Source organism: Fusicatenibacter sp., from assembly GCF_977045365.1.
Genome location: NZ_CDRRUH010000024.1, coordinates 1 through 14,840 on the forward strand (window position 1 = coordinate 1; position 14,840 = coordinate 14,840).

The window sequence follows — 14,840 nt, forward strand, 5'->3', positions numbered from 1 at the left end:
TTGCTCAATCCCTTATCCTATTACTTAGTTAAAGTTGGAATATAAGTTGTAGAGCCGTATACGAGACCCGTACGTGCGGTTCAATGGGAGGGGCGAGGAAAATTTATTCTCCCTCTACCCTATTTGTGAAAAAACTTTCCAAAGCTTTTAAAAGCCAGAAAGATAGAATGACAAAAGTGTCACAGATGTGATATAGTAGTAGAATAATGTGAAAAAGGGAAGGATTTGACAAAAGAGATGGAATTAGGAAATTTTCAGAAATCAGTAGATTCAGATGAAATCAAAAAGATGGCATTTGAAATCATCGGAGAACCGGTGAAAGCGGTTTCGCGTGTCTGTGAGCAGTGGGGCGAAGCGGAGGATGAAGTGCGGGAGTACGATGTGTATATGATCGAGACAGACGCAGGAAAATATACGCTGAAGAAAACCGGCAGCAAAGAAGCGCAGATTTATGCAGAATATCTGTCAAAAGGAGAGTTTAACGTACCGCAGTATGTCGGTATGCAGCAGGCGGAAGATGCGGTATGGATCAGCCTGAAATATGTAGAGGGAAATGATCTCCGGGATATGACGGACGAGACAACCGAAAAAGCAGCAGAAACCTTAAGTAAGATTCAGGAGTATTTCTGGACAACGTCGATGGACAAAGCACCGGATAATGAAGTGGAACAGCGGTTTGTAGAATACTGGAAGCGCGTTCTGCGCCGTGCATCGTCTGTTGCAGATGACCCGATTCTGCGCCGTGCGTATCAGATGTTTCTGGACCGCCAGCTGACCTGTCCATGCACCATGTCAAACGGTGATTTCCAGCAGTGGAATGCGATCTATGGCGGTGACAAGCTTGTCATGATCGACTGGGGATTCGGCGGCATGATGCCGTATTCTCTGGACATTGCGAGATTCCTGGCACATGCGACCGAGACACGGAGTACTTTCCCGTTCTACATGAACAATGCACAGAAAGAGCTGTTTCTGGATCGGATGTATGAAGCATTAAAGACAAAGATTTCACGCGAACAGTTCAATCTGGATGTGAAGCTGGCCACGCTGAATGAGTATATCGAGTTTGTGGAAGCAGAAGAGGACGAAGACGGCTGGTATCTGGAGCATGCACAGGCGTTGGCAGAGGAACTTCTCAATTTGTAAAAAAACGGATTGCATTTATCTGTAAGTTGTCCTATAATAGGGAACAGAAAATAAAAAGAAAGAGCACCATTGGTGTAAAGGTGAGGGAATGTTTCTGCGATAATCGACTTTAAGAAAAACACAAAGAACGGACAGCCTGGAAAACAGGCCTGTTTTTCGTGTACGCTTAAAGACGAGAATCGCTGAATCATTTCCCTTTTTTATGAGAATAGAACAGGGATATTTTTTTGCGGGTCTGTTTTGCGTACGCAGGACAGGCTCGTTTTGCGTAAAAAAATAGAAAAAAGGCTGCCGGAGCAAAGGGGGCTTCTGTATGATGCAGATAAAAAAATTAACACTGACACATAAAAAAGATCTGCGGGTGATCCTTAAAGATTTTCAGCTCGTACTGAATGACGGTGACAAAGCTGTTGTCATTGGAGAGGAGGGAAATGGAAAATCTACACTTCTGAAGTGGATCTACGATTCCGCACTGACGGAAGATTACATCGAATCCACAGGCGAGCGCATCATCGGAAAGGAGCGGCTGGGCTATCTGCCGCAGGAACTTCCGGAGGAGGAGAAAGCGAAAACAGTATATGAATATTTTTACGAAAAAGAACAGTTCTGGGATCAGACACCGAAGGATCTGGCGGTGCTGGCAAGAAAATTTGGTCTGACGGAAGAGTTTTTCTACCGGGATCAGCAGATGAGTGAGCTCTCCGGCGGCGAGAAGGTGAAAGCGCAGATGATGCGTCTTCTCATGGAGGATGTCACAGTCCTTCTGCTGGATGAGCCGTCAAATGATATTGATCTTGCGACACTGGAACTTCTGGAGAAACTGATCCGCGAATGGGAGCATATCGTCGTTTTTATTTCGCACGATGAAACGCTGATTGAAAATACGGCAAATATGGTGATTCATATCGAACAGATTATGCGGAAGACAAAATCGAGATACACGATTGCGAAGCTTCCCTATCGGACGTATGTAGAAGAGCGGCTGCAGAATTTCGAGCGCCAGGAACAGAAGGCGCAGAGTGACAGGCGAGAGAAAGCGATGCGCGATGAGAAATACCGAAGGGTATACCAGAGCGTACAGAACGCCTTGAACAACTGTTCCCGTCAGGCACCGTCTGTGGCGAAAAATCTGAAGGACAAAATGCATACCGTAAAGGCGATGAACCGCAGATTCGAAAAAGAGGATGCCCGCATGACAGAAATGCCGGAGCAGGAGGAAGCGATTTACTTCCAGCTTGGAGGAGCAGAGGCAGCCATGCCGGCCGGGAAAACGGTCATCGAATATCAGCTTCCGAAACTGGAAACGCCAGATGGGGAGCGGATTCTGGCAGAAAACATCACCTTAAAGATAAGAGGACCGGAAAAAATATGCATTGTCGGCCCGAACGGGGCAGGTAAAACGACGCTGCTGAAAAAGATTGCGGCAGAACTGAAAGAGCGGGAAGATCTCCGCGTAGATTACATGCCGCAGAATTACGAGGATCAGCTGGATCTTTCCATGACGCCGGTCGATTTTCTGGATCCCACCGGGGAGAAGAGTGAGAGGACGAAGATTCGGACGTATCTCGGATCGCTGAAGTACACGGCAGACGAGATGGATCACCCCATCCGCGAACTGTCCGGCGGCCAGAAGGCAAAAGTATTGCTTCTGAAAATGAGCCTTGGCAATGCCAATGTGCTGATTCTGGACGAGCCAACCCGAAACTTTTCACCCTTATCGGGACCGGTCATAAGAAAAATGCTCCGCGAATTTCCAGGCGCCATCATTAGCATTTCGCATGACAGGAAGTATATCGGAGAGGTGTGCGGGAAGGAGTATCTGCTGGGAAAAGACGGACTCAGACTGATCAGAGAAGAAAAATAAAAATATTTGATAACGAAAAATACGACGGTGGCTGGCCGTCGTATTTTTCTGTAGAAAGATTATGTTGTCTTAAGAGAAGGTTTCGCAGCAGATTCTGTTCCGGTGAAGTAATATTTTCCAAAATTTTATTTCACAGAAAAGAGTTCTATGGTACAATAAAGTTATCAGAAAGCGCAAAAAGAAAAACAGGAGGTGCAATGTAAAAAATGAAAAAGTAAGTATTAAAAGTCATGGCTCTTGGCGTGTTAATCAGCCTGATGCTGGCTGAAGTTCTGGAGGCTGAGGGCGGACAGGCGGTATCGGAAAATGTAGTCAGTGTAATGACCGGAAAAGGTTTGGTAAATTCCTTTGGAACGACGATTACAAAACCGGGATTTTAATCGTCGATCTCATATGAGTTTGATCAATACGGTCATTTGAAAGAGTAAGTTTAGGATGAAAGATGCAGAAAAGGAGAGAATGAGAGTGGGAAAGAAAAACAGAATTGTCAGATATGCTGCAATGCTGTTTCTTACGGCAACAGCTGTTTTTGCAGCACCGCAGAAAACATTTGCGGAAGGAAATAAAACATACCCGACAGGAGACCTGAAACCTTATGCACCGAAGCAGATGGAAAATGAGTCTGAGACGTATAAGGCGCGGGGAGCGGATTACAAAGGAAGCGATTATCAGCTGTATACAACTCTTGAGGAAAGAGTAAAAACAGCGATGCTGGCAGAAGAAGACTGGGTTGATATCAGTGATCTGAATATTCGAACAGATACGTATGATTTGAGCTACTTTTATGGATATTCGCCGTATTTTCCAAGTGAGTTATGGAAAATTAGTGCATGGTATGGAAATACCTACTACACGGAACTTGAGATTGACAATTCTTTTGGCACGGTGGAAGAGACCCAGGAAGTCTTCCAGAATGTGGATCGGAAACTTGCTTCGATTTATAAACTGGTAAATAATTCCATGAGCGAAGAGCAGAAGGCGATCACCATTCATGATTATCTGGTCTCTCATGCAGAGTATGATTATTCTTACTCTAATTACACAAGTTACGGTGTATTGATGGAAGGATCGGGTGTATGCCAGTCCTATGCATTTGCCTATATGTACATTATGAATCACCTGGGCATTGAGACACATTTTCTGGCGAGTGATCCTATGAACCATTCATGGGACATGATAAAAATTGATGGTTCTTACTACAATGTGGACTGTACATTTGATGATCCGACCTGGAATGGAGGAGATCGGTTTGGTGCAGCGGAACACACGTATTTCTTACGAAGCACCAATGAAATGGAAAATCTGGGTCATACGTTTCAGACGAAACCGTACAGCTGTACCAATACAAAGTACAGTAATGTTTTCTGGCGAAATGTAGAGTCACCGGTATATTTCCAGAGCGGAAAAGCATATTTTATCGAGAATGAAAGTCTGAACAGTTACACGCTGTCAGATGGAACGAAGAAAAAACTTTACACAGATCTGCCGTATTACTATGTCAGCCTTGCGAGAAATGGTGATTTTCTGTATTACAATACAGAGCAGAATATATACCAGTATTCGATTGCAAATGGAAATGTAGAGAATTTTTATGAACTTTCCAGCAGTGAAATCAGTGGAGAACTGCAGGGACTTATGATAGAGAGCAGTACACTTTATATGGAAGTGTATTCGGAGGAGGACGGATATAATTACTATTATATGGATCTGGACTCTGAGCTGAATGGCTGGTCTCAGACCGCAGATGGCTGGGTCTATTACAAAAACGGCACAAAACTGACGGGCTGGCAGTGGCTGGATAAAAACTGGTATCTGTTTGGCTCGGATGGTATCATGAAAACGGGCTGGCAGAAAGACGGCGGCAAATGGTACTACCTGAATAAGAGTGGTGCGATGCAGAAAGGCTGGCAGAAGCTCGGAGGAAAATGGTATTACCTGAATAACAGCGGCGTGATGCTGACGGGCTGGCAGAAGCTCGAAGGGAAATGGTACTATCTGAACAAAGACGGCGTGATGCAGACCGGCTGGCAGAAGATCAGCGGAGCATGGTATTACCTGAACAAAGACGGTGTAATGCAGACAAACTGGCAGAAGATTGGAGAAAAATGGTATTATCTGGACAGCAGCGGTATGATGAAAACCGGCTGGCAGAAAGTCAGTGAAAAGTGGTATTATCTGGATGAAAAAGGCGTAATGCAGACATCGAAGTGGATCGATGGAACGTATTATGTAAAAGCAGATGGAACCATGGCGGTATCCGAATGGGTAGATCAGAATAAGTATTATGTGGATGCCAATGGAAAGTGGGTAAAAAATAAGACAAAATAGAAAATAAAAAGCATTTACGGGCAGATCAGAGAGAAGATCTGCCCGTTTTTTGACTGATAGGAAAATTTATCTACAATGCGTTGTTGCTCTTGGAGAGGCGGCAAAGGGAAATATATTGCATTTCGACCGACATCTCCACCTTCGCAGATTAGAAGGTCACCCTTCTTAAACTTATATTTCGACAATTCACTTTTTTCAAAACGAGCTTTTTTAATTGTAGATAAGTCAATCCCGGTCCAATATACATTTATACTACACAGATAAGGTTTGTAATCTCCCTGATTCTTTGCTTTATCAAGGGTTTTACCAAGTTCGGTAACAGCAATCATTTTGAGACGTACCCATTCCCAACTCTCTGGAATCTCAAACGGTACCTCATCCGCAATGCAAACAGGTTCATTCTTGCCGATCTTCTCATAAGGCAAGCTATGGGTTGCGAATGAGCAGGTATTAAACTTTTTGTAAGATAATAAAATAGTGGGCAGAAAATATTATAACGCCGGAAAAGTGTAATATATACATGAAATTAACTCGGGAAAAATGTTGATTTTATATTGAATTAGGTCGGGAAAAATGTTAAATTAGGATAAGAATAACCCGGGAAAAATGTGAAATAATAAATAGAGAAATGGAGGAAGGTCAGCATGCGTCGATTTGCAATGGATAAACTATTAGACTGGAAGAAAAAAAGTAACAGAAAACCACTGATTTTAATGGGAGCCCGGCAGGTTGGTAAAACGTGGTTAATGAAAGAATTTGGTAAGACATATTATGAAAAAACCGCCTACATTTCTTTTTACAATAATCAGAGAATGCAAGCGGTTTTCGATACAGATTTTGATATAAAACGCATTATTATGAATCTCAATATTGAGTCCGGAGTAACAATTACCCCAGAAAATACATTGATTGTTCTGGATGAAATTCAAAATGCACCAAAGGCGTTAGAATCTTTGAAATATTTTTGCGAAGAAGCGCCAGAATATCATGTAATAGCAGCGGGTTCACTTCTTGGTGTGGCACTTCATGAGGGAATATCCTACCCGGTGGGAAAAGTAGATTTACTGGACTTATATCCATTCAATTTCAGAGAATTCCTGTGCGCTATGGACGAAGAAGGACTGGAAAGCGCGTTGGAAACAAAAGATTATAACTTGATTGACAATTTTGCAGATAAATATTTGTTCTGGTTAAAAAATTATTATTATACAGGAGGCATGCCAGCAGTTGTGGATGCATTTCGGCTGAACAAAGATTATGCAGAGGTACGACAGATACAGAGTGATATTGTACGGCAGTATGAGGGTGATTTTGGAAAGCATATTGAAGCAAAAGTTCTCCCAAGAATACGAATGGTATGGGATTCTATTCCAATGCAGCTGGCGAAGGAGAATAAAAAATTTTTCTTTGGACAGATAAAGAAAGGAGCCAGAAGCAGCGAATTCGAAATAGCAATTCAGTGGCTTCTGGATTGTGGATTAGTATATAAAGTCAACCGGGTAAATGAGCCTCATATGCCGCTGAAGGCGTATAAAAATATGAATGCATATAAATTATTCGTACTGGATGTAGGACTGCTCGGAGCAATGAGTGAACTGCCAGCAGAATCTATATTAGAGGGTAACGATATTTTTGTTGAATTTAAAGGCGCACTTACAGAACAGTACGTTCTGCAGCAGTTAATTTCAGATACCCCTTATACACCATATTATTATGGAAATGAAAAAGCAACGTTTGAACAGGATTTTCTGATTCAAAAGGAAAAGAGCATTGTACCGATTGAAGTAAAAGCGGAACAGAATATTCGATCACAGAGCCTTAAAACATATTGTGAGAAATTCCAGCCAGAAGAGGCAGTTCGCTTTTCTACATTAAAGTATAAAGAGCAGGATTGGATGGTAAATATACCGTTATATGCTGTTTGTAACTTATAAATATAGACGAGACATTGCCGAATAGGATAGGAAATATGCATTAGGGCGGGAAAAGTGTAAAGTTTATGCGGTGGAAACCCCGGAAAAGTGTAGAGTATACGACATTTTATCCCCGGAAAAATGTAAAATAGCCATAAATCCCACGAAAGAAGGTGCTCCCCATGCCGTTTAAAATTATCCGAAATGACATCACAAAAGTCCATGCCGATGCAATCGTCAACACAGCGAATCCAAACCCGATTTACGCAAGCGGCACCGACCGTGCCATTTATGAGGCCGCCGGGAGCGAACTATTGCTGGAGGAACGGAAAAAGATAGGTGAAATAGCCAGAGGCGATGCCGCAGTAACGAAAGCATATCATCTCCCTGCAAAGTATATCATCCACACAGTAGGACCGATCTGGAAATACGGAACGGCACATGAGTTTGAGATACTGGAAAGCTGCTATACGAAATCGCTGGAAAAAGCAGTGGAGCTGGAGTGTACGAGTATTGCGTTTCCATTGATTGCTACTGGTGTATATGGTTTTCCAAAGGATAGAGCACTGCAGATTGCCATTTCCGTATTCAGCCGATTTCTGATGACGCAGGAAATGCAGATTATTCTGGTCGTATTTGATAAAAAAGCATTTCAGCTTTCCAGGCAGATGGTTGGGGAGATTGATTCGTACATTGATGCGAATTATGTGAAAGAGCATCGCGAAAGCGAGTATTCCGAAGATAAATTCAAAAGCAGGCGGAGCCGTTACGCCAGAGAAGAGAAGGACAGGCGCTGTCTCGAAAGCAGAATTCTGACGCAGGCGGACGTATTTTCTGACGCAGCACCCCTGCTGCCAGAGCCAGAAAGAATGCCGTCCAAACGCTCTCTGGAAGAAGAACTGAATCAAATTGGACCGACATTTCATGAGAAGCTCTTTGAACTGATCGGGCAGTCCGGAATGGAGAATAAAGAGATTTGGAAAGCCGCGAACCTGGATCGAAAACACTTTTCCAAAATCCAGTGTGATGCCGGTTATCATCCGAAAAAGAAAACGGTGATGGCCCTGTGCATTGCGTTGAAACTGAACCTGGAGCAGACTGTTGACCTGATGGCGCGTGCCGACTGGGCCTTCAGTCCGAGCAGTAAATTTGATTTGATCGTAAAGAAGGCAATTCTGGATCACCAGTATGATATCATGCAGTTAAATGTGGTACTGTTCCAGTACACGAATCAAATTCTTGGTGTATAATAGAAAACTTTAAATATTGTGTTGAAAAAATGTCGCCTGTTCAGCGACCAGCTGCAGCTAACTTTGTTTTAGAGTATATATAGAACAAAGAAAGAACAGGAGGCATTCATGATGTACAAAACAATTTCAGAAAAAATCACCGGAAACAAATCGGAAAAAGTTACAGAACTCGTTTTTATTCTGGACCGCAGCGGTTCCATGGGCGGCCTGGAGCGCGATACCATCGGCGGCTTCAATGCCATGATCAACAAACAGAGAAAACAAAAAGGAAAAGCATTGGTATCGACCATATTGTTTGATGATGAAACCAAGGTCCTTTATGACCGGATTGAAATCCAGAAAATCCCGCAGATTAGCGAACATGATTACACGGTGGGCGGATGCACAGCACTTTTTGACGCCATCGGCGGAGCAATCCACCATATTGGAACAATACATAAATATGCAAGACCAGAAGACGTGCCGGCCCACACGATGTTCATTATCACGACAGATGGAATGGAAAATGCAAGCCGCCATTACAACAGCAACCAGATCCGTCAGATGATCCAGCGTCAGAAAACCCGCTACGGCTGGGAATTTTTGTTTCTGGGAGCAAACATCGATGCGGTGGAAACAGCAAAAAACTTCGGTATAGAGGAAGAACGGGCAGTAACGTATGAATGTGATGTAAAAGGAACAGCACTGAACTATGAGGTAATCGGAGAAGCAATTACTACCGTTCGGTGCAATGCACGCCTGGATCGAAGCTGGAAAGAAAAAATAGAAGAGGATCACAGAAAACGAGAAAAAAAAACCGAATCATCTACGACCAGCCAGAATAACCAAAACACTCACCCCGGGAATCCAAACTCCCGGGGCTTTTCTATGCCAAAATGCATCCCGATTCTTCAAAATAAAAGTTTTCATCCCACTCCATATATGTTAAAATAAACTCACCTCATTTCACACAAAAAACATAAACCCATGCTAAAGTAAAATAGTAAAAATATCAAAAGTAAAAACATAACGAGATCAGGAAAACACCCGACTGCCCGCCCGCTCGTGCTCCGGCACGGCGCATTTGCAGGAAGCCTAAGAATCTTAGAGGGCTGCTGAATGCGTTAGAAAGAAGCGCAGGCATTGTCTGAGCGAAGCGAGTTTGCCGTAGCTTCTTTCTGTTTTTAGCATTCATCAGCCCTCTTAGATTCTCTTGGCTTCCGAAACCGCGCCGCGCCGGAGCACGAGCGGGCGGGCAGCCGGGTGTTTTCCGTCCGTCACACATAAAGGAGACCTTCAGCCATGGAAAAATTAAAAATCCTAGTAGTAGACGACGAAAGCCGCATGCGCAAACTCGTCAAAGATTTCTTAGTAAAAGCCGGATACGACGTCATCGAAGCCGGTGACGGCGAACAAGCCGTAGACACCTTCTACGCCCAGAAAGACATCGCCCTCATCATCCTCGACGTCATGATGCCCAAAATGGACGGCTGGCAGGTCTGCCGCGAAATCCGCCAGAACTCCAAAGTCCCGATCATCATGCTCACCGCCAAAAGCGAAGAACGCGACGAACTCCTCGGCTTTGACCTCGGCGTAGACGAATACATCTCCAAACCATTCTCCCCGAAAATCCTCGTTGCCCGCGTCGAAGCCATCCTGCGCCGCAGCGGCAAAACTGGAGAAGACGACGTATTAGAAGCCGGCGGCATCCGCATCGACAAAGCCGCCCACATGGCATCCATCGACGGAAAACCAATGGAGTTAAGCTACAAAGAATTCGAACTCCTCACCTACTTCCTCGAAAACCAGGGAATCGCCCTCTCCAGAGAAAAAATCCTGAACAACGTCTGGAACTACGACTACTACGGCGATGCCCGCACCATCGACACCCATGTCAAAAAACTCCGCAGCAAAATGGGCGACAAAGGCGATTTAATCAAGACCATCTGGGGCATGGGCTATAAATTCGAGGCGGACGGACAATGAGTGAAGCAGAAAAACAAATCGAAAATCCAATAGAAGCCGGACCGGAACAGCAGACCGGAAAAAAACACCATTTTCACCTGAAAAAGCCAAAACGCGGCCGCAAGCACTCCGTCAAAAAACGGATCGCCTACACCTTCATTGCGACCATGGCCGTCACCTTGCTCGTCATCGGTCTGATCAATTACTTCTTTCTCGGATCCTTTTATATCCGCGATAAAGAACACATCCTGGCAGAAAGCTTCCAGAAACTGAATGAGACCGGCGGAGACAGCGACGATATCCCCGACACCTTCGAGCAGTTCTGCGCGACGAACAACCTGAAAGTCATCATCACCGGACCGGAGCTCAGCAGCTTCGTCTATTCCAATGCGACCGACCGCCAGAGCCTCCAGACCCTGATCTTCGGCCTGATCAGCGGAAACGAGCAGGCAAATACCAAGGTCGTTGCCAGCGGCGACAACTATCAGATCCAGAAATTCTACGACAGCCATGCCGATGCCGAGTATCTGCAGATTATCGGCTGGTTTGACAATGGAAACTGCTACTTTGCAAGATGCCCGCTGGAGAGCATCACCGACGCCGTCGGTCTCTCCAATGAATTTTATATCTTCATCGGCATCCCGATCATCATCATCGGTGCGATCGTAATCTGGATCATCACCCGGGAAATTGTCCGCCCGGTGCAGGAGCTGACCGAAATATCGAAAAAAATGGCAGCCCTCGACTTCGATGCCCGCTACGTGAGCGGCGGAAAAGACGAGATCGGAGAGCTCGGAAACAACTTTAACGTGATGTCCGAGCAGCTCGAGCAGGCGATTTCCGAACTGAAAAGCGCCAACGTTGAACTACAGAAAGACATCGACAAAAAGACACAGATCGATGAGATGCGCCGTGAGTTCCTCTCAAACGTGACCCATGAACTGAAAACCCCGATCGCCCTGATCCAGGGCTACGCCGAGGGCCTCAAAGACAACATCAACGATGATGAAGAGAGCCGCGAGTTCTACTGCGACGTCATCATCGATGAGGCATCCAAGATGAACGAGATGGTCAAAAAACTCCTGAACCTGAATCAGCTGGAATTCGGCGAAGATCAGGTTAATATGGAGCGGTTCGACCTGAACGCCGTCATCAAAGGCGTACTGCAGTCCTCCGACATCCTGATCCGCCAGAAAGAGGCAAAGGTACTCTTCGCCTGCGATGAACCGCTCTACGTCTGGGGCGACGAGTTCAAAGTGGAGGAGGTCATCACCAACTATCTGACCAACGCCCTCAACCATCTGGATTATGACCATACGATTGAGATTACCTGCAAAAAAGAAGGAAACATCGTAAAAACAACCGTCTTCAACACGGGCGACCCGATCCCGGAGGAGGACCTCGACAAAGTCTGGGTCAAATTCTTTAAAGTGGACAAGGCGAGAACAAGAGAGTACGGCGGAAGCGGCATCGGACTTTCCATCGTAAAAGCTATCATGGATTCCTTCCAGCAGCAGTGCGGCTGCCAGAACTACGACAACGGCGTGGCATTCTGGTTCACATTGGAAGCAGATGGAAAAAAAGAAGAAGAAACAAAATAATTACAAAAAAGCGTACCGGAAAAGAAAAAATGGCTCCTTTTCTGGTACGCTTTTCTTGCGTAATGGAAAAAGATGGTGTAGAATAGTAGCACAAACGGTCGAAAAAGAGAGGGAGAAAAGAGATGGCAGATTCCAACAGTACAAAGAGTGATCTGGCAGAAGCAATGAAAAAGCTGATGGCGCGCAAGCCGTTTGCCAAAATCAGCATTTCCGATCTCTGCGATGAATGCGGACTCAATCGGAAAAGTTTTTATTACCATTTCAAGGACAAATACGATCTTGTCAACTGGATTTTTTACGTGGACTTTCTGACGAATGTCGGAGGAAAAAGTTTCGAGAACGAATGGGATCTGCTGGTCGCGATCTGCAATATTTTTTACCAGGACAGGGCATTTTATCGGGGAGCACTGAAAATTGAAGGACAGAACAGCTTCCGCGATTACTTTTATGAAATGCTGGAACCGGTGGTCGGCTTTTTTGTCAAAGATCTGTTTCAGGTACAGGATCAAGAACTGTTTGTAACGTTTTTCTGTGATGCGTTCCTGACGGCGGTTCTGCGCTGGTTTTCAATGGAAAGCGATCTTGCACCGGAGGTGTTTATCGGCGAACTGAAAGAGGTTCTGTACAGCGCAGCAGAAAAAATTTCCCGCAAAGTGGAACCTGGAACATAAGGTTCTGCTTTGCGGGAATTCTTTTATTCCGAAAGAAGCTCGCGGTAAAAAATATTTTTCAGAGAAAGCTCCGCAAAGGAGGCGAGCGGTGCATCCGATGTGCGGGCGGTGCGGTCCGGCAGAAGTTCGAGAAAAGCGGGGCTTGCCGTAATGATCTGCTCAATCTTCCGGGTATCCTCCTGCACTTCCAGCGGAAAAACAGGCTGTGTCGGTGTGAAACGGTACTGCTGGACAAAATCAGATGCGGCAAGAATCTTTTCCGGCGGACAGGAATCGTCCGCAAGAAGAAAGAAAAATACACTCTGTGCCATCTGTCGGCAGATTTGCGCCAGAACAGCATTGTCCGGGGTAACGTCGGATGCATGATAGATTTTATGCATGCCGAACAGTGTTTTCTGGCGCCGCAGCGTTTCGGATGCCTGTGCAGTGGAAGCAGCCTCAAGCGGCAGGGAGACCATCAGATTCGGGCAGGAAGAAAAAAGTTCCATCTGTTTTCCGGTCAGCGGTGCATCGGAGAGAAACCAGAGAAAGGCACACGCAGGATGCTGCTTTATGATGGCAAGATATTCCTCCATCTGTTCGTGATGGTCGAGGGAGCGGAGCTGATAGGCGTAAATGCCGTACTGCAGTCCGGTTTCAATGACAGAAGCAAAAAATGAGGGACCATACGTTCCCGGGATGCGGCTGTCGAGACGGAGCTGTACCATCCACGGAATGGCAAAGAAAAGCTCTTTCTGTTTCTGGCGCAGGACCTGTGCGCCGTAAGTAAAACTGTTGTAGCCGAGGTTGATACCGAACTGGCGAAGGGCTTTTGGGTCGTTGTTGCGCAGCAGATAATCAATCGCCTGATAATAGGGACTTTCATCGTTGCGCAGCAGATCCTGGAAAATTGCAAAAATCTGGTTTTGAAAGCGGCCGCGGGAAAACTGGCGGCCGAGGTCGCAGAGCTTTCGGACACTCCTTTTGGGGTCCGCGTCCATTTCCGCCATCGCGCGCGCAACGGTTGTGTCAATGATTGCGCGGGTAATATCCTGTGAGTTCATAAAAAATCCTCCGTAATCCATCCATCGATGATTTTATCATAACAAAAAGAATGCGGTTCCAACAGGGACAAAGAACAGAATTTGTCTAAAACACATTTTCTTAAGGAAATTTTACCAGATCGTCAGAAGAATTTTCTTTTTCTTTTGTGGAAAAAGTGGTAAAATAGGGTTAGATAGTACAAACTGTCGGTTCCGCAGCAAAATAGAAATAAGGCGGAGCCATTCCGAAATGATTTTTGAACATGGAAGATAAAAGGAGGCGTATTGCATGAAATTTGATATGCACTGCCATACAAAAGAAGGTTCGATGGATGGAAAGGTCATGATTGAAGAGTACATCCGAACCCTGAAACGAAAAGGATTTGGAGGAATGCTGGTATCCGACCACGATTCCTATGACGGCTACCGGGAATGGAAAAATGCGATTAAAGGACGGGCACACCAGGATTTTGTGGTACTCAAAGGTGTTGAGTACGATACGTGCGACTGCGGCCACATTCTTGTGATTATGCCGTTTGGCGTAAAATTAAAAATTCTGGAGCTGCGCGGCCTGCCGGGATCGATCCTTATCAAGATCGTCCATGCGTACGGCGGAATTTTAGGACCGGCGCATCCATACGGCGAAAAATTCATGAGCATGATCAGCACGAATGAGCGGAAGAAAAAATATCAGCAGCGGATTGCCCGCCTTCTTCCACAGTTCGATTTCGTCGAGATTTTCAATGCGTGCGAGAGCGCGGAGACAAATGCAAAAGCGAAACGGCTGGCGGAGAAATTCAATAAGCCTGGTTTTGGCGGAAGCGATGCGCACCGGCTGGACTGCATCGGAAAAGCGTACACTGAGCTGCCGGATACCATCAGAAGTGAGGATGATCTGATTGCCTACGTGAAAACGTGTCCGCAGATTGAGTGCGGCGGCGAGCATTACAACGGAACGACGAAAGACCGGATCGGCCGCCTGAACATGGTGCTTGTGGATTCGTTCTATTTCTATAACAAACTTGCGAATGGCTGGCGCTGGCGGAAGCGGAGGCGTGAGCTGTTTGATATCATAGAGAAAAAACTCTGATGAATGCCTGG

At 45.5% G+C, this 14,840-nt stretch carries 13 protein-coding genes; 11 read left to right on the forward strand and 2 right to left on the reverse strand.

The annotated features are described in order from the left end of the window. Nucleotides 1-237: 237 nt before the first annotated feature. The 4 genes from ACY2VW_RS07075 to ACY2VW_RS07090 all read left to right on the forward strand — a co-directional run bounded on the left by ACY2VW_RS07075 (nt 238) and on the right by ACY2VW_RS07090 (nt 5,338). Nucleotides 238-1,146, forward strand: coding sequence for a phosphotransferase (locus ACY2VW_RS07075; protein WP_461877566.1), 909 nt, complete (start codon nt 238-240; stop codon nt 1,144-1,146). Nucleotides 1,147-1,459: 313 nt separating this feature from the next. Next, the gene (locus ACY2VW_RS07080; RefSeq protein ID WP_461877567.1) at nt 1,460-3,010 is read left to right on the forward strand and encodes an ATP-binding cassette domain-containing protein; all 1,551 of its coding nucleotides are present in this window, start codon (nt 1,460-1,462) and stop codon (nt 3,008-3,010) included. A 230-nt stretch (nt 3,011-3,240) separates the two neighbouring features. Further along, nucleotides 3,241-3,390, forward strand: a complete 150-nt coding sequence (locus ACY2VW_RS07085) for a hypothetical protein (RefSeq protein ID WP_461877568.1) — start codon at nt 3,241-3,243, stop codon at nt 3,388-3,390. A gap of 85 nt (nt 3,391-3,475) precedes the next feature. After that, nucleotides 3,476-5,338 carry an N-acetylmuramoyl-L-alanine amidase family protein gene (locus ACY2VW_RS07090; protein WP_461877569.1) on the forward strand — a complete coding sequence of 621 codons (1,863 nt, stop codon included), beginning with the start codon at nt 3,476-3,478 and terminating at the stop codon, nt 5,336-5,338. Between the two features lie 14 nt (nt 5,339-5,352). On the opposite strand, the gene ACY2VW_RS07095 is transcribed toward ACY2VW_RS07090, so the two are convergent. Further along, nucleotides 5,353-5,763, reverse strand: coding sequence for a restriction endonuclease subunit S domain-containing protein (locus ACY2VW_RS07095; protein WP_461877570.1), 411 nt, complete (start codon nt 5,761-5,763; stop codon nt 5,353-5,355). Between the two features lie 219 nt (nt 5,764-5,982). Here ACY2VW_RS07095 and ACY2VW_RS07100 point away from each other — a divergent pair, with 219 nt between their 5' ends. The 6 genes from ACY2VW_RS07100 to ACY2VW_RS07125 all read left to right on the forward strand — a co-directional run bounded on the left by ACY2VW_RS07100 (nt 5,983) and on the right by ACY2VW_RS07125 (nt 12,717). Then, a complete protein-coding gene (locus ACY2VW_RS07100; RefSeq protein WP_461877571.1) occupies nt 5,983-7,272 on the forward strand; it encodes an ATP-binding protein in 1,290 nt (429 codons plus the stop codon). 161 nt (nt 7,273-7,433) lie between these two features. Next, complete coding sequence (locus ACY2VW_RS07105) at nt 7,434-8,501, forward strand: macro domain-containing protein (RefSeq protein ID WP_461877572.1); 1,068 nt, start codon at nt 7,434-7,436, stop codon at nt 8,499-8,501. Nucleotides 8,502-8,609: 108 nt separating this feature from the next. After that, nucleotides 8,610-9,434 carry a vWA domain-containing protein gene (locus tag ACY2VW_RS07110; RefSeq protein ID WP_461877573.1) on the forward strand — a complete coding sequence of 275 codons (825 nt, stop codon included), beginning with the start codon at nt 8,610-8,612 and terminating at the stop codon, nt 9,432-9,434. 348 nt (nt 9,435-9,782) lie between these two features. After that, nucleotides 9,783-10,466, forward strand: coding sequence for a response regulator transcription factor (locus ACY2VW_RS07115; protein WP_461873191.1), 684 nt, complete (start codon nt 9,783-9,785; stop codon nt 10,464-10,466). Then, on the forward strand, nt 10,463-12,046 hold the full coding sequence (locus tag ACY2VW_RS07120) for a HAMP domain-containing sensor histidine kinase (protein WP_461877574.1): 1,584 nt from the start codon (nt 10,463-10,465) through the stop codon (nt 12,044-12,046). Before ACY2VW_RS07115 ends, ACY2VW_RS07120 begins: the two co-directional genes overlap by 4 nt. A gap of 122 nt (nt 12,047-12,168) precedes the next feature. Next, nucleotides 12,169-12,717 carry a TetR/AcrR family transcriptional regulator C-terminal domain-containing protein gene (locus ACY2VW_RS07125; RefSeq protein ID WP_461873189.1) on the forward strand — a complete coding sequence of 183 codons (549 nt, stop codon included), beginning with the start codon at nt 12,169-12,171 and terminating at the stop codon, nt 12,715-12,717. A 23-nt stretch (nt 12,718-12,740) separates the two neighbouring features. Here ACY2VW_RS07125 and ACY2VW_RS07130 read toward each other — a convergent pair whose 3' ends face one another. After that, nucleotides 12,741-13,760 (reverse strand): hypothetical protein, encoded by a 1,020-nt coding sequence (locus ACY2VW_RS07130; protein WP_461877575.1) that lies wholly within the window; start codon nt 13,758-13,760, stop codon nt 12,741-12,743. Nucleotides 13,761-14,028: 268 nt separating this feature from the next. On the opposite strand from ACY2VW_RS07130, the gene ACY2VW_RS07135 reads away from it, so the two are divergent. After that, nucleotides 14,029-14,829, forward strand: a complete 801-nt coding sequence (locus ACY2VW_RS07135; RefSeq protein WP_461877576.1) for a PHP-associated domain-containing protein — start codon at nt 14,029-14,031, stop codon at nt 14,827-14,829. The last annotated feature ends 11 nt before the right edge of the window (nt 14,830-14,840 follow it).